We start from the raw sequence: 15355 nt of genomic DNA on the forward strand, positions 1-15355 counted from the left end.
TAAAGTGTTGCGCAACTGAATTGGCGAATGGTCCAACCAAAAATTCATTTGCCCGAAATGTCAATTCAATTCCCCGGTTTTTGGGGGAGGTGGTTCGTGCGCGCCGCCGCGTTCGCGGTCTGATACGGGGAGGCGAAAGACGAATGAAAAAGTGCAGAGTTAATGACTTGCCTGTCTCGCTCGACTGCGAAACCCTTCACCTTCTGGGCGATAGCGTCGAAATCGACGGGCGGATCAGCTGGCGCGATCCCTCGTTCCACGGGCAATGCGAGCCCCTCAATGCCTATTTTCTGCGTGGTCGCGAGGGGGTAGCGCTGGTTGAGGCGGGTGTGGCGGCGCATCGCGACACCATTGCGGCGCAGCTTGCGCGGCTTCTGTGCGAGGGTGAAAAGGTCACGAGGGTCGCGGTGACGCGGAACGAGCCGGACGTAATCTCGAACCTGCCGAATCTGGTGACCGCTTACGGGGTCGAGACGGCCTATACTCCTGGCGTCATCAATCCGCTCGACTTTTTCGACGATGCAAGCGCGCATCTGCACATGAAAAGCTTCGGGGTGGATCAGCACCCTGCCCTGCCCGGCACCCGTATCATGCTCGGCCCGGATCACTGGCTTGAGCCGGTGCAGACACCGCTGAGGCTCCTGTCGACGATCTGGTATTATGACAACGGCACCCGGACCCTGTTCACCTCCGACATCTTTTCCTCGGCGACCCATGGGCAGGGCGCCGAACCGGTGATGCGGGATGTTCCCGTGCGAACCACCCTCCATGACCGGATGCGCCGGCATCTCCTTGCCAAATTCGACTGGCTGACGTTCTCGAACCTGACCGAGATCATCGACGGGCTCGAGGCGCTGTTTTCGAGGCTGGAGGTCGATATTCTCGCACCGTCGCGCGGTTGCCCCATCGTGGGCGCGGAAGCGGTGAAGCTCTATCAGTCCGTGCTTCTGGACGTTTTGCGCGATCTGGGCCGCAACCGGCCCGCGGCCCCGGCGGCCCAGCCGCAACCCGGCGCGCAGGATCAGAGCGTCGTGGCGACCAATCGCATGATTTACTCCGGTTTCAACACCCGCGACATGGGCGACGGAATGCACCTGCTGGGCGGCTGTTTCCATGCGCAGATGTATGGTCGGTCGTTCCACTCCCACGGCACGGCCTATCTGGTGCTGGGCGACGAAGCGGCGCTGATCGTGGACACCAGCCACGCCAAGGACGCCGCGCCGACGGCCGACTATGTCCGCGCCCATCTTGGCGACCGCAAGCTCTTCATCTTCCCGACCCATGAGGAATATCCCCATGCGGGCAATCTGGGCGGGCTACTCGACGCCTTTCCCGAGGCGCAGGTCGTCGGCGATGTGCGCAATTTCCACCTCGCCTATCCCGAGGCGTTCGCGGCAGGCCGATTCCATACGGTTGCGGCGGGCGACAGCATCGACCTGGGCGGGCGCACCATCACGTTCCTGCCTGCGATCATCCACGACCTGCCCAACACGCTCTGGGCCTGGGACGATCTGACCGCAACCATGTTCGTGTCGGACGCCTTCGGGTTCTCGCATTACGAGACCGAGGAATGCACGCTCTTCTCGGACGAACTGCCGACCCCGCCCACGGTCGCCGACAGCAAACAGGTGCTCGACCTGGCGCTATACTGGACGCGCTTTGCCGAGAAAGAGGGGCTTATCGGCGAGATGGAGCGGCTGTTCGCCGCCTACCCGCCGCGCCGGATCGCCCCGGCCCATGGCAGCGTGGTGACCCAGCCGGCCGATCTGGCCGAGCTGATGAACGAGGCGCTCCACTCGACCACGCGGTGATCCGGGCGGGACCCAGGCGATCTCGACGCCGTGATCGCCGCCCCAGGCCCTGGCCGTCCCCGATCGGGTGCCGCCGACCCGATGGGCGCAGGCGCCCTGCCCTGCCCGACCCGTCAGGCGAGGGGTAGGATGCGGGGCGCGGGTGTCGGTTGCAGAACACCGTCGCGCATTGCGAACACATCCTGCATCTGCGGGTGCGCCTGGGCTTCGGCCATCGACAGTACCGGCGAAACGCAGGCATCGATCTCCCGGAACACGGCGGTCCAGTGGTCACGGTTTCTGCCCGCAAACCGTTCGGCGATGTCGGCTTCTATCAGCGGCCACAGGCTGCGGTCGTTCTGACCGTCAAGATAGGCGCGGTCGAGGTCCAGCGCTTCGACCAGGGCCCGAAAGAACACGGGCTCCAGCGCGCCCACCGCCATGTAGCCACCATCGGCGGTGACATAGCAGCGATAGAAGGGCGCACCGCCATCGAGGACGTTGTCCCCCCGCCCACCACGCCAGCGCCCGTCCGCCATCCATGCCTGTGGCATCGAGGCGAGATGGGCGGTGCCATGGACCATGGCGGCATCGACGATGCAACCCGTCCCGGTCTCCCGCGCCTGCATCACCGCCGCGAGGATCCCGAGTGCCAGGTACATCCCGCCCCCGCCGAAATCGGAGATCAGGTTCAGCGGCGCGCGCGGGGGCCGGTCGGGTTCACCCAAGAGGCTGAGCACGCCGGAAAGGCCGAGATAATTGATGTCATGCCCACCCAGATGGGCCAGCGGCCCCGCCTGCCCCCAGCCTGTCATCCGAGCGTAGACCAGTTTCGGGTTCAGCCCGGCGCAATCGGCGGGGCCGAGACCGAGACTTTCCATCTTGCCGGGCCGGAACCCTTCCACCAGCACATCCGCCTCGGCGATCAGCGCCATCGCGTCTATGATCCCCGCCTCGGTCTTCAGGTCGAGCGGCACATCATCGCGTCCCCGGTTCAGGAACGTCGGCGGCCTGGTGCGCGCGCCCGCCCGCGTGATGCGGGTGACGCGCGCGCCAAGATCTGACAGGGTCATTGCGGCAAAGGGCGCCGGGCCGAGCCCTTCGAACTCGACGATCCGCAGCGACGCGAGCGGACCCATCTCAAGCCACCATCGAGCGTGCAATGATGAGCTTTTGGATCTCGGTCGTGCCCTCGTAGATCTGGGTCACCTTGGCATCGCGCATCATCCGTTCGACCGGGTTGTCGCACAGGTATCCGGCGCCGCCAAAGACCTGCACAGCCTCGGTCGTGACCTGCATCGCGGTGTTGCTGGCGAACGCCTTGGCGCAGGAAGCCATTTCAGCCAACCCGTTGGTCGCGCCGCTGTCGGCCAGTGCGCAGACCCGGTAGAGCAGCGCGCGCGCCGCCTCGATCTGGATCCGCATCTCGGCAAGCTTGTGGCCGATGGCTTGAAACTGGATGACTTTCTGCCCGAACTGTTCGCGCTCATTCGCATAGGCGACGGCGGCGTCGAGCGCACCCTGGGCCAGACCGAGCGCCGAGGCGGCGACGGTGGGACGGTTGTAGTTGAGGCAGTGCATGGTGTTCTTGAAGCCCTGACCCTCCGCGCCGATCATGTTCTCGGCCGGCACACGCAGGTCATCGAAGAACAGGTCCACGGACTTGATCCCGCGCAGGCCCATCTTGCGGACCGCGCCGCCGATGGTCAGCCCGGGCGTGCGCTGTTCCACCAGAAAGGACGACAGGCCGCCGCCCCGTGTCCCTTCGCTGGTCCGCGCGATCACATTGATGAACTTGGCGGTGTCGCCCTTGGTGATGAAGGTCTTCTGCCCGTTGATAACCCAATGGTCGCCATCGCGACGCGCCGTTGTCTTGATCCCCGACACGTCCGAACCCGTGCCCGGCTCGGTCAGGCCGATGGCCGCGGTGATGTTGCCGGTCGCCACTTGCGGCAGGAAGTGCCGGCGCTGCTCTTCGGTCCCGAAGGCGCGCAGGGGCAGGACCATGGCGAAATCGCAGGCGCCGACAAGATGCGAGACCGCGAAGGAATGGCGTGCAACCTCTTCCTTGGCGATGCAGTTCATCAGGAGCGTACCGCCCGGACCCTCATATGCCTCCGACACCTGAAGCTGAACTAGCCCCATGTCGCGCAGAAGCGGCATGACCTTGTCAGGCATGGCGTCTTCATCATCGATCTGCGCGGCGATGGGCGCGAATTCCTTCTCGCTCATTTTGCGCACGGCTTCCCGGAACATCTGAAGCTCTTCGGATTGATCAAACGATTCGAGCATTGGCTCCTCCACTGTTCGCATTTTACATACTCTAAAAGGTAGTACCTTTTAATGTCAACAAATGTAACCTTATGATATTAAAGTACTTAAGTTTCATTCGATTGGTTCTCGATATGCTGGGATGGGTGTCCCGCGCCACGATGGCCGTTGAAGGTCGTATCGGATTCATCGTATTGATTTAATGGTAGAACCCTTGTAAGGTCCGATCAAATCATAGCAATACGTTGAGAAGTATGGAGAATCATCGCCCACAACCGAGTCCGAATGCCGACACGCGCCGGTTCTGGGATGCCGGGCGGGCGGGCGGGTTGTCCCTGCCCAAGTGCCGGGAGTGCGGGCGGATCGTCTGCCCGCCGAAACCCGCCTGCCCCTCCTGTCGCAGCGGGGCGCTGGACTGGGTCACGCTGTCGGGGCGCGGGCGGCTCAAGGGGTGGTGCCGGATCCACATCGCCGCGCTGCCGGGGCGTGAGCCGCCGGTGACGGTGGTCGAAGTCTCGCTGGAGGAAGACCCGCGGGCGACGTTGGTGGCGCTCGACGAAGACGGCGTGGTCGAAACGCTGGCGCCCGATGCGCCGCTGACGCTCACCTTCCGTCCGGACCCGAATGGGTTCAGTTTTCCGGTGGTCGGATCGTCGGAGGCGGAGTGATGGGCGGCGTCGTCATCGCTGGCTTCGGCGCGTCCGAGATCCTGCGCAAGACGGATCGGTCCATTACCGACCTGTCGGTCGAGGCGATCCGGCGCGCGCTTGCGGATGCCTGGATCTCGGCGGACGATGTCGATGGCTATGTCGGCGCGCCCTTCGCAACCAATGCCGGCTCGCCCCATGCCGAAGGTGGCGACGAGATCTCGCTCAAGACCATCGCCGCCACCTTGAACCTGCCGCTCACATATGGCGCGGACCTGTTCCGCCGCTACCCGACCGATATGGTGAGCTTCGCCGCCAATGCCCTGAGCGCCGCAAACAGCCGTTTCGTGCTCGGTCTCAGGGCGATGTATAATCTGCCGGGGCTGTCCTACGCGACCTCCGGGGCCGATCAGGCGTTCGGCAACGACCAGTTCACCAAACCCTTCGGCTTCACCACGGCGGGCGCGCGTTTCGGCACCCGGGCACAACGGTACATGGCGACCCATGGCGCAACGCGTGCGGATCTTTACGAAGTAGTGGCGCTGGCCCGCCGGCACGCCGCGAACAACCCCGATGCAGTCTGGCGCGACCGGAGCGTCAGACTGGACGACTACCTTGCCGCCCCGATGATTGCCACGCCCCACGGGCTTCTGGATTGCGACATGCCGGTCTGCGGCGCGATGGCCTTTGTCATGTGCCGGGCCGCAGATCTGCCCGCTGGCGCGGCGGCCGCCCGGGTCACGGGCTGGAGCGGCTTCACCACCCCGAATGCGGTGTTCGAGACGAGCGGGCGCAGCGCGGCGGATGTCACGCAGGCCCAGCTTTACGACGGTTTCTCGTCGATGATCTGGGAATGGCTGGAGGGCTTTGGCCTGTGTCCGCCCGGGAGCGCATGGTCCTTCATTCGCGACGGGCACGGCAACGCGGACGGACGTCTGCCGCTCAACACGTTCGGCGGCAGCCTGGGCGAAGGCCGGATGCATGGAATGGGCCACCTGCGCGAGGCCTATTTGCAGGCCACCGGCAAGGCCGGGGCGCGGCAGCAGGCCGGCGTCGGGCCGATCCTCGTCCATAATGGCCCGTTCGACGATTCCTCTTTCCTGATGATTGAACCGGAGGCGTGAGAGACCCATGACCCCTGTGACTGTCCGCGACTATCTGAACATCCCCTACACGCTTCTGGCCGAACCTGTAGAAGTGGAAGGCGGCGATTGGCTGCGCCGCCTGAGTTATCCGGAACTGGGCGATATCCACGCCCAGGGTCTGGATGTCGAACAGGTGTTTCTTGAGATCGAGCGGATGCGCTTCGCCGAGATCCTGAGACGCCTGCAACAGGGCGACCTCCCGCCCGTTCCGCGCCCGCCGCTGGCCACATCGACACCCGGCTGGTGGGCGCGGTTTCTTGGCCTTGGCGACGAAGTCACCGCATTTCTGGACAAGTCGCCGGAAGAATACCGGCAGAGCCGATCAAACTGAGTTTTCGAAACGCGCAAGACCCACTGAAAGGAGACACCACATGCTGTCCCACGAAGACAATGAAACCCTCGTCCGCGTCGGTCCCGGCACCACAATGGGCGGGCTGATGCGCAACTACTGGCTGCCGATCTTCGCCAGCGCCGATCTGGAGAAGAACGCGCAGCCCCAGACCGTGAAGATCCTGGATGAGACCATGATCATCTTCCGCGACAGCGAAGGCTCCGTCGGCCTGGTCGACCCGGTCTGCCCGCACCGCGGTGCGCCGATGATCTATGGCCGGAACGAGGATTGCGGTCTGCGCTGCGTCTATCACGGCTGGAAATTCAACACCAAGGGCGACGTGGTGGACATGCCCGCCGAACCCGTCCGGTCGCGGCTGAAGGAAAAGGTCAAGATCAAGTCCTATCCCTGTGTCGAACGCAACGGCGTGGTCTGGACCTATATGGGCCCCGAAGATGCGAACAACCGCCCGCCGCTGCCGAATTTCGAATGGAACATGGTTCCGGACGAAAACGTGGTCATCACCTTCCGGGTGCAGGAATGCAACTGGCTCCAGGCACTGGAAGGCGAAATCGACTCCGCCCATGCCGCGATCCTGCATGGTCGCATCGACGACGGCGGCTCGATCAACCAGTGGGTTCAGGCCCGCGACCTGCGCCCCAGGTTCGAATGTATCCGTCAGGATTTCGGCATGTCCATCGCCGCCCGGCGCGAGGTGGATGACAAGACGCTCTACTGGCGCGTGAACCAGTTCGTCATGCCGTTCTACAGCATGGTGCCGCCGCAGGCGAACGAGTTCTATGAGCTCTCGGGCCACGCCTGGGTGCCAATCGATGATGAAACCACGCTCTGCCTGATGTTCTCCTACCGTCCGAACGAGCCGCTGCACCCGAAATCCCGCCCGGTGTTCACCGAAGGCTTTCACGGGCGCGAAACGGGGCACCACTCGAACCCTGGTCACGACGATCAGGGGCCGGAAGTGCCGTATGGCCGCTACATCTCCAAATATCGGCGCGAAACCGGATACATGTTCGACTACGACTCGCAGAAAACCAAGTGGTTCTCTGGCCTGCCGGGCCTCTGGGTGCAGGATGCCGCCTGCCAGTCCGGCGTTGCCCGCGTCTATGACCGGACCAAGGAAAATCTCTGCACGTCGGACACAGGCATCGCCATGACCCGGCGCATGCTCCTGGAAGTGGCCGGTGCCTATGCCGAAACCGGCAAGCTGCCCGACCGCTATGCCGATCCCGACCTTTACAAGGTGCGCGCCCTGTCGCTGAAGCTGCCGGTCGAGACGCCTTGGGCGGACAGCGGCAATGTGCTGATGCGGGCCGATCTGGGCGAGCCGCTGGGGTACGAATTGTGAGCGACGGCAAAGTTGCGCTGTCCGGCGTACGTGTGATCGAAATATCCGCGCTCTCCGGGGCGGTCTGCGGGCGAGCGCTCGCAGACCTCGGGGCCGAAGTGATCAAGCTGGAACCGGAGGGGGGCGAGCCCGCGCGACGCGACCTCCCCCTGATCCCGATCGAGGGGGGCGAGGAAAGCGCAAGCTGGATCGTCTTCAACCTGGGCAAGTCGAGCGTGACGGCGGACCTTGCCACCGACGCGGGTCTTGCCGTTTTCGAGGCGCTGGCCAGGACCGCCGATATCGTGGTTACCGACTTCCAGCGCATGAGCCTGGAAGAGATGGACCGGCTGGCCGCGATTGCGCGCGCCGCCAACCCGGCGGTCGTCTGGGCCGAGATCCTGCCATTCGGGCGGGGCCATGCCTATGACCATACGCCGGCGACGGACACGACGCTTCAGGCGCTTGGCGGTCACCTTTACCAGAACGGCGACGTGGACCGCCCGCCGGTGCGCATCGGCGTTCCGGTCGGGCTCATTCAGGCCGGGGCCGAGGCGTCGAATGCCGCACTCATGGCCTATTACCACGCGCTTAGGACGGGTGAAGGACAGCGGGTAGACGTTTCGGTGCAAGAGTGCGTGATCTGGACGCTTCTGAACACCACCATGGCCTGGCAGATCCTGCAACTGAACGAGTTGCGCGGCGGGGCGATCCGCAAGGAGCGCGCCAACCAGTTCTTCACCCGTCTCGTGTGGCCCTGCAAAGACGGTTTCGTCGTCTTCGGCCCGGTCGGCGGCGGCGGCGGTTCGGCCCGGATCAAATCCTATGACGCCCTGCTGAAATGGATGGCCGAGGACGGGATCACCGACGACATCCTGACCAGCCGCGACTGGAACGGTGACGGCCAGTTCTTCATCAGCCAGGAGGATTATGACACCGTCACCGATGTCATCAAACGCTTCATCGAGACCAAGACGCTGGAAGAGTTGACCACCCGCGCGGTGGCCGAGCGTATCCTGCTGGCGCCGATCAACTCGCTGGGCGACATTCTTGTGAACCCGCAGCATGCGGCGCGAGATTATTTCCAGGTCCTTGAGGACCCGCTGCGAAAATTGTCGGTCAAGCTGCCGACCAATTGGGCGCGGATGTCCGAAACGCCGTTGCGTGCGCCGCGCCCGGCGCCGAAAGCCGGGGCGCATACCGCGACATATGCGATCAACGCACAGCAAACGGAGTCGGCAAAGTGAGCAAAGGAATCTTTGACGGGCTGAAGGTCTGTGACTTCATGTGGGCCGCCGCCGGTCCGATCACCACCAAGCAATTGTCGGACAACGGCGCAACGGTCGTGAAGGTCGAAAGCTTCAAGCACCCGGATTCGATCCGGCTGGGCGGGCCTTTCATCGACAACAAGCCGGGCATCAACCGATCCGGCTTCTTCGCCGATTTCCATTCCTCCAAACTCGGGATGGCGGTCGACATGAGCCACGAGGACCGGCTCGACATCATACGACCGCTGGTCGAATGGGCCGACATCGTCGCCGATAGTTTTCGCCCCGGCACGATGCAGAAATGGGGCCTGGGCTACGAAGACCTCAAGAAAATCAATCCCCGGATCATTGTGCTCAGCTCCTCGCTGCATGGCGCAACCGGCCCCTGGTCACGGCACCCCGGGTACGGCGCGCAAGGCGCGGCCTTGGCAGGCATTCAGCACATGACCGGCTGGTCGGATCGGCCGCCGGCGACGCCCAAGGGTGCCTATTCCGACAGCGTCTCGCCCCGCTATGCGCTCACCGCGCTCATGGCTGCGCTGATCCACCGGGAGCGGACCGGCGAGGGCCAGTTTGTCGAACTGGCGCAGATCGAGGCGACTGTGCAACTCGTCGCGCCGCAGCTGCTCGACCTCCAGGTCACCGGACACGAGGCGCAGCGGTCGGGCAACCGCAAGGACGGTGCGATTCAGCACGGGGTCTATCGCTGCACCGGCGATGAGCGCTGGATCGTCATCGAATGCGAGACCGAGATTCAGTGGCGCGCATTGCGCGAAACCCTCGGCGCGCCCGAGCGGCTGGATACAGCACGGACAATCGGGCCGGACTCGCTGGACGAGGCGATCGCCGCGCTGACCGCACCGCAGGATGCATTTGAGCTGTCCGAGCGGCTGCGCGCGGCGGGGGTGCCGGCGGCGGTAGCCTACAAAGGATCGGACCTTCTGGAGGATCCGATCCTCGAGGCCCGCGACCATTTCTGGCCGCTCCATCACGAGGAAATGGGGACGCTCAAATACAACGGCCCCGCCTATCGTTTCGAGAAAACCCCCACCGTCCTGCGGTCGGCCTCGCCGCGGCTCGGTGAGCACACCGAGCATGTGATGACCGATCTGCTGGGCTTCTCCGAGGCCGATATTGCCGGGTTCCGGGACCGCGGGTTGCTTGGCTGACCGTCACCAGAGATTGGTGTGGACGCGGTCGAGGTGCTCCCGCAGGTTCGCCTTGGCCGCGTCCGTGTTCCCCACTTTCAGGTGCCCCAGAAACGCCTCGCGCGACGCAATGAGGGTTTCGGCATCAAGCTCGCCCAACCGGTAGCGCAGGAAGGTCTGGACCAGTTCGGTTTGCCCATCAACCATGAAGATGATCGCGGTATTGCCGGTGAGTGCCGCAAGCTCGTGGTAGAATTCCCGCGCGAGCTGCACGCGCCTTGCGATGGCATTGTCGCGCGCCGCCTCGGCGGTTTGCGTGACCACCTCATCCAGCCTGGACAGATCCACCTCGCCCGGCCCGGAAAAAGCCCGGTCGATGACCATTTCCAGGATCATCATACGGGCCTCGAACAGGTCCCGCAGCGACACCGCACGCAAGGTGATCAGATCGGACAGGGCCTGCGTGATCGAGCTTGCCGCGCCTTCCTGGATGAAGGCCCCGCCCTTCACTCCCTTCTTGAGCGCGACGACGCCGGCGATTTCGAGGCTGCGCAGCGCCTCGCGCACCACGTTGCGGCTGACGCCAAACTGCCGGGCCAGGTCGCGTTCGGGAGGCAGCTTGTCACCCGGCTTCAATTCGCCTTGAAGCAGTTTCTCGCGGACCCGCTCGCACACCAGTTCGAAACTGCGGTGCGACTGGACCGGCTTGAAAGGCACTTCCAATGGGTTCTGTACCGGGGCAACCATATGCGATCCGTTTCTATCTCCGGATTCTGAATAGCAATTTCGGCCTTTTGATGCTAGCCGCCCCGAAGCTCGCATGCCCCGCGCGTGGCCCGAAATGGTAGGACTGATTTCGAACCCGGGCGGGTCCAACACAAGCGGCGCCAACACCCGTCGCGCGCCGTTGCGGCCAACGTCGCCGTGGTCTCAGCGTCCGACCTGGTGCTGGCAGATCCTGTCGGCGGGCTCCCCAGGGGCTCGCTCTCGGCGCCGGCTGTGCCCACGAGCTGTCTGCAGACCTGCGAACGGCATGCGGACGCCCCCCGGACATGATCCAATAGCCTGATTCTGTTCGCCCAATCTGGTTCCCGCGGGAACCGCGGTTGCGCTTTCGCTATGGCCCGGACGGTCGGCAGGCGGCCTCGTTCGCCTTCGCACACAGAGCCGAAGGTTAGGTTGTCGTATCATCGAAACTACCCTAGAAAGAGCGAATGCCCCGCTACCGCCGGTCGTGAAGGCAGGGAAACGGATCCGTGGCCTGCAAGGTAAGATTGTGAGCAAAGATATGGCGTCAGAGAATGTGAACTTGTCGACATGGGACATCGACAGTTATTTCCCGGCTCTGATTACATGGGTTTACAACAAGGTCGCATCGCGGTCGTCCAGCATATACCTGGCCCGTTTTGGCGTCGGGCTGACGGATTGGCGCATCATTGCCTATCTCGGTCTATTCGACGGCGGCACCAATGCGCAGATATGCGATTATATCGGCCTCGACAAAGCGGCGGTCAGCCGCTCGGTGGCCCGACTTAAGACCAAGGGGATCGCCGTCGTCACGCCCATCAACCGGCGCGATCTCAAGGTCGAACTGACCAAGGAAGGCCGCGAACTGGGTGAGGAGATCCTCCGCGTCGCGCTCGAGATCGAGGCCAACCTGCTGGCCGGGGTGAGCGAGGAAGAGAAGCAACAGATTCTTGCGTTCCTGCGCAAGGTGCTCAACAACGTCTCGACCATCAAGAAATCCGGCTAGGCCGTCGGCCTGTCATCTCTCCGGCGTAAACCGGCTCGGACCGGCCTGTTCCGTCAAGATCGAACTTGCCGTGCCGAGCATGGCGTTGCCCGCATGCGGACCGGAGATGCCGGGTCTTCCGGGGTCTGCAGTACGGATGATCCATGCTCGACCTGTTCGGCGCGCCCCGGAAGATCCAAACGCCTGCGAAGACGAACCGAAGCGCCCCCCAGCCCGCCACAGTAGTGGGATTTCCCAAGCCGGTTTGCCACCGGCGTCGGAAGCCTGTCCGACGTCGCAACGGACCCGCCCGATTTGGCTTACTACGACGGTTCTTCCCTTTGCTACGCGTCCGCAGGTGAAACGAGCCGGAACCCGGCATAGCCATCATCCGCAACGCTCTTGCAGATATCCGAATACGTCGCCGCACCACCAAGATAGGCCATGAACACCTTGGGCTTGCCCTCGATATTCGCCCCGACATACCACGAATTCGACCCAAGCCCGGTCAGCAGCGTGTTCTCGGCCAGTTCGCCCACTTTCACGGTCCAGTCATCGACCGCTTCGGTCGTGGCCTCGATGGTCTGCACGCCCTCCGTTTCCAGCCGGTTCATGCAATCGGCAACCCAGTCCACATTCTGCTCCACCGATGTCACCATGTTGGTGAACACCGAGGGGCTGCCGGGGCCGGTGACGATGAACATGTTCGGGAAGCCATCGATCGCCATGCCGAGATAGGTCTTGGGACCGTCCTCCCACCGCTCGGTCAGGGTCTGGCCGCCGCGCCCGACCGGGTTGATCCGCGTCAGCGCCCCGGTCATCGCGTCGAACCCGGTCGCAAGGATAAGAATATCCACCTCGATCTCGCCGGAAGCCAGCTTGACGCCCGCTTCGGTCACGGTCTCTATCGGGTCGGCCTTCACGTCCAGAAGCGTCACGTTCTCGCGGTTGAAGGTCTTGTAGTAATCGGTATCGACGCAGATCCGCTTGGCACCGATCGGGTAATGCATCGGCTTCAGCTTCGCTGCGGTCTCGGGGTCCTTCACGATCTGGTCGATCTTGCGGCGCACGAAATCCGAGGCGTGATCGTTCACGACCTTGCTGCTGGTCATGTCGGTGAACCCGTACATGAACCCGAGCCCGCCGAACTGCCAACGCTCCTCAAAGACCGCTTCGCGCTCGTCCCAGCTCAGCCCCTCGCCCGGACCTTCACCCGCCGCGTTCAGCGTGTTGTTGCGGGTCTGCTTGGCCAGCGCACGGCGCTCGGGGTAATGCGATTTCCAGTCGTGCTGGTAATCGTCGTCCAGCTCGTGGTTATGGGCCGGGATCGAATAATTGGGCGTGCGCTGGAACACGTAAAGATGATCCGCCGCAGCGGCCAGGCGCGGCGTGGCCTGGATGCCCGACGATCCGGTGCCGATCAGACCGACGCGCTTGCCCTCGAACGAGACCGGCTTATCGGGCCAAGAAGAGGTGCGGTAAAGCTCGCCCTTGAAGCGCTCGATCCCGTCGAGCTTCGGGGACATGGGCACGGACAGACAGCCGGTTGCCATCAGGCAGTATTTCGCAACGAAGGTCTCGCCGGTCTCACACCCGATCTCCCACAGGCCCGCCGCCTCGTCGAACACCGCCGTGTTGACGCGGGTGTTGAACTGGATGTCCTTCTTCAGGTCGAACTTGTCGGCGACGAAATTGACATATTCCAGGATCTCGCCCTGCGGCGCGTAACGCTCGCTCCACGACCATTCCTGCTGGACCTCGTCCGAGAAGGAATAGGAATATTGCATGCTCTCGACATCGCAGCGCGCGCCCGGATAGCGGTTCCAGAACCAGGTGCCGCCAACGCCGTTCCCGGCCTCGATCACCTTCACGCGGTAGCCTTCATTCCGAAAGCGATACAGCGCATAAAGTCCGGCAAATCCGGCCCCTACAATGACAATGTCATATTTCGACGTGTGGGTTTGTGCGGCCGACATCTTCTTCCTCCCATTTTCTTCAATCTTCGGCGCATGCGGGATTGCTCACCGCCGGCTTAAGTCCAGTCAGGGGTAGCCGGTTTTTGTTGACAGGTCAACGCTGACACTGTTTGTTTCCGTGAGGGAGGAGCAAGATGATGGATAAAACACAACCGACGCTCGACGCCGATGCAGCCGCGCTCTTGGATATGTTCGCCAAGGCGCAGGTGCCCGCGATGGAAAGCATGAACCCCGCTGACGCCCGCGCGGCTGGTGACCAACGGCGGGCGGCGGCGAATCTGCCGTGCCCCACGATCGGGGCGGTTTCGGACCTTGCCGCGGGCGGGTCCGGCAGCGCCCCGCTTGGCCTGCGCATCTACCGCCCGCTTCTGGGAAAAACCCCCTCCCCCGCCGTGATCTTCTTCCATGGTGGCGGCTGGGTGATCGGCGGCCCGGATTCGCATGATCATCTGTGCCGCTCTGTGGTGCGCGGCGCCGATGTGACGCTGATCTCGCTCGATTACCCGCTGTCCCCGGAAGCCAAGTTCCCCCGCACCCTCGATCTGTGCGCCGAGACCGTCCGCTGGATCTTCGACAATGCCGACGGGCTGGGGATCGACCCCGCGCGGGTCGCGTTCAGCGGTGACAGCGCCGGCGGAAACCTTGCCGCCGTCCTGGCGCTCATGGCCCGCGACGGCGACCTGCCCCGGCCCCGCGCTCAGGCGCTGTTCTACCCGGTGACCGACCTCACCATGTCGCAACCCTCCTACGGCATCGACTTCCCCGGAATGCCGGTTTCGGCCCGGACCATGGCGTGGTTCATCGACCATTATCTGGAGACCTCGGATCAGGCTCACGACTGGCACGCCTCACCCCTGCTGGCACCGTCCTTCGCGGGTGTCGCTCCGGCCTTCGTCATGACGGCGGGCTGTGACGTCCTGTGCGACGAGGGCCGCGCCTTCGCCGCCAAGCTGGCCGAGGCCGGAGCCGAGGTGACCGGGGCGCATTTCCCCGGCCAGATCCACCCGTTCCTGACCCTGCCCCACGTGCTGCCGCGCTCCTATGCGGCGATCGAGGCCGGTGTGGAATTCCTGGTCCGGCATCTGATGCTCTGACCCGGCCCGGCGGCCGTCAAAACCCCGTCGGTCCACACGGCACGGCCCAAGCCGAATTACGAGTTGGCAATCCACGTTATACTTGACGTGGCAACAGTCGGCAGATACCTTTTTCAAGGTTGAATGGACGCGAACCGGCGTCCCGCCATCATCCGGGAGGAAAAAAATGAAATTGATGTCACGTCTTGGCGCCGCCGCACTCGCGACCGCCACCCTGGTCACCGCTTTGCCCGCAGCGGCCGAAACCACCCTGAAAGTCTCGCTCTTCACGCCGCCCGTCAGCCCGTTGAATGAGCAATTCGAACGGATCAAGGCCGGGCTGGCCGAAGCCACCGGCGGCGAGCTGGTACTTGAGCTGTACGAATCCAGCCAGATGGGCCCGGCGGCCCGTCAGTTCGACCTCGTGCGCACCGGCGTTGCCGACATCACGGTGCTCCTCCTGGGCCTGACGCCGGGCCGGTTCTCGATGTCGCAACTCGCCGAGATGCCGGGCATGAGTGATCCGGGCGTGTCCGAAGAGGCTTCCTATGCCGTGTCGCAGGCGACGATGGAACTTGGCACCGAATACGGGCTTGTCGCAAACATTTTCGGAGCGCGCAATTATCCAC

The 15355-nt window shown here is 63.8% G+C and carries 13 protein-coding genes and 1 pseudogene; 10 read left to right on the plus strand and 4 right to left on the minus strand.

Translation table 11 applies throughout. The features are described 5' to 3' along the window. Positions 1-143: 143 nt before the first annotated feature. Positions 144-1811, plus strand: coding sequence for an oxygen-binding di-iron domain-containing protein (locus EP380_RS21520; protein ID WP_127600721.1), 1668 nt, complete (start codon positions 144-146; stop codon positions 1809-1811). Positions 1812-1924: 113 nt separating this feature from the next. Here the strand turns inward: EP380_RS21520 and EP380_RS21525 are convergent, their stop codons facing one another. Continuing rightward, positions 1925-2929, minus strand: coding sequence for a CaiB/BaiF CoA transferase family protein (locus EP380_RS21525; protein WP_127600723.1), 1005 nt, complete (start codon positions 2927-2929; stop codon positions 1925-1927). Position 2930: 1 nt separating this feature from the next. Beyond that, positions 2931-4082 (minus strand): acyl-CoA dehydrogenase family protein, encoded by a 1152-nt coding sequence (locus EP380_RS21530; protein WP_127600725.1) that lies wholly within the window; start codon positions 4080-4082, stop codon positions 2931-2933. 233 nt (positions 4083-4315) lie between these two features. Here EP380_RS21530 and EP380_RS21535 point away from each other — a divergent pair, with 233 nt between their 5' ends. From EP380_RS21535 to EP380_RS21560, 6 genes are read left to right on the plus strand one after another with little or no spacing between them, the layout of a single operon-like run. After that, positions 4316-4729: a Zn-ribbon domain-containing OB-fold protein gene (locus tag EP380_RS21535; protein ID WP_127600727.1), complete on the plus strand. Its 414-nt coding sequence runs from the start codon at positions 4316-4318 to the stop codon at positions 4727-4729. Next, complete coding sequence (locus EP380_RS21540) at positions 4729-5832, plus strand: thiolase family protein (protein ID WP_127600729.1); 1104 nt, start codon at positions 4729-4731, stop codon at positions 5830-5832. The genes EP380_RS21535 and EP380_RS21540 overlap by 1 nt, the downstream gene beginning before the upstream one ends. 7 nt (positions 5833-5839) lie before the next feature. After that, positions 5840-6184 (plus strand): hypothetical protein, encoded by a 345-nt coding sequence (locus tag EP380_RS21545; RefSeq protein WP_206020969.1) that lies wholly within the window; start codon positions 5840-5842, stop codon positions 6182-6184. A 40-nt stretch (positions 6185-6224) separates the two neighbouring features. Further along, entirely contained in the window at positions 6225-7550 is a 1326-nt protein-coding gene (locus EP380_RS21550) for a Rieske 2Fe-2S domain-containing protein (RefSeq protein WP_127600731.1), read from the plus strand. Next, positions 7484-8776: a CoA transferase gene (locus EP380_RS21555; protein ID WP_127600733.1), complete on the plus strand. Its 1293-nt coding sequence runs from the start codon at positions 7484-7486 to the stop codon at positions 8774-8776. The genes EP380_RS21550 and EP380_RS21555 overlap by 67 nt, the downstream gene beginning before the upstream one ends. Continuing rightward, complete coding sequence (locus EP380_RS21560) at positions 8773-9966, plus strand: CaiB/BaiF CoA transferase family protein (protein ID WP_127600735.1); 1194 nt, start codon at positions 8773-8775, stop codon at positions 9964-9966. The genes EP380_RS21555 and EP380_RS21560 overlap by 4 nt, the downstream gene beginning before the upstream one ends. Positions 9967-9969: 3 nt before the next feature. Here EP380_RS21560 and EP380_RS21565 read toward each other — a convergent pair whose 3' ends face one another. After that, on the minus strand, positions 9970-10662 hold the full coding sequence (locus EP380_RS21565; protein ID WP_238719982.1) for a FadR/GntR family transcriptional regulator: 693 nt from the start codon (positions 10660-10662) through the stop codon (positions 9970-9972). A 559-nt stretch (positions 10663-11221) separates the two neighbouring features. On the opposite strand from EP380_RS21565, the gene EP380_RS21570 reads away from it, so the two are divergent. Then, a complete protein-coding gene (locus EP380_RS21570) occupies positions 11222-11698 on the plus strand; it encodes a MarR family winged helix-turn-helix transcriptional regulator (RefSeq protein ID WP_127600739.1) in 477 nt (158 codons plus the stop codon). Between the two features lie 323 nt (positions 11699-12021). Here the strand turns inward: EP380_RS21570 and EP380_RS21575 are convergent, their stop codons facing one another. After that, positions 12022-13653 (minus strand): flavin-containing monooxygenase, encoded by a 1632-nt coding sequence (locus tag EP380_RS21575; protein WP_127600740.1) that lies wholly within the window; start codon positions 13651-13653, stop codon positions 12022-12024. A gap of 134 nt (positions 13654-13787) precedes the next feature. Between EP380_RS21575 and EP380_RS21580 the strand changes: the two genes are divergently transcribed. Continuing rightward, entirely contained in the window at positions 13788-14747 is a 960-nt protein-coding gene (locus tag EP380_RS21580) for an alpha/beta hydrolase (protein WP_127600742.1), read from the plus strand. 166 nt (positions 14748-14913) lie between these two features. After that, positions 14914-15355: pseudogene (locus EP380_RS21585) on the plus strand (hypothetical protein); the annotation flags it as partial.

Origin of the sequence: Nitratireductor alexandrii, from assembly GCF_004000215.1 — a bacterium.
Classification (GTDB): Bacteria; Pseudomonadota; Alphaproteobacteria; order Rhizobiales; family Rhizobiaceae; genus Mangrovimarina; species Mangrovimarina alexandrii.

Bases quoted from the DNA above. Each gene is read 5' to 3' on its own strand.
- EP380_RS21520 (WP_127600721.1), top strand. From the start codon at position 144: ATGAAAAAGTGCAGAGTTAATGACTTGCCTGTCTCGCTCGACTGCGAA.
- EP380_RS21525 (WP_127600723.1), bottom strand. From the start codon at position 2,929: ATGGGTCCGCTCGCGTCGCTGCGGATCGTCGAGTTCGAAGGGCTCGGC.
- EP380_RS21530 (WP_127600725.1), bottom strand. From the start codon at position 4,082: ATGCTCGAATCGTTTGATCAATCCGAAGAGCTTCAGATGTTCCGGGAA.
- EP380_RS21535 (WP_127600727.1), top strand. From the start codon at position 4,316: ATGGAGAATCATCGCCCACAACCGAGTCCGAATGCCGACACGCGCCGG.
- EP380_RS21540 (WP_127600729.1), top strand. From the start codon at position 4,729: ATGGGCGGCGTCGTCATCGCTGGCTTCGGCGCGTCCGAGATCCTGCGC.
- EP380_RS21545 (WP_206020969.1), top strand. From the start codon at position 5,840: ATGACCCCTGTGACTGTCCGCGACTATCTGAACATCCCCTACACGCTT.
- EP380_RS21550 (WP_127600731.1), top strand. From the start codon at position 6,225: ATGCTGTCCCACGAAGACAATGAAACCCTCGTCCGCGTCGGTCCCGGC.
- EP380_RS21575 (WP_127600740.1), bottom strand. From the start codon at position 13,653: ATGTCGGCCGCACAAACCCACACGTCGAAATATGACATTGTCATTGTA.
- EP380_RS21580 (WP_127600742.1), top strand. From the start codon at position 13,788: ATGATGGATAAAACACAACCGACGCTCGACGCCGATGCAGCCGCGCTC.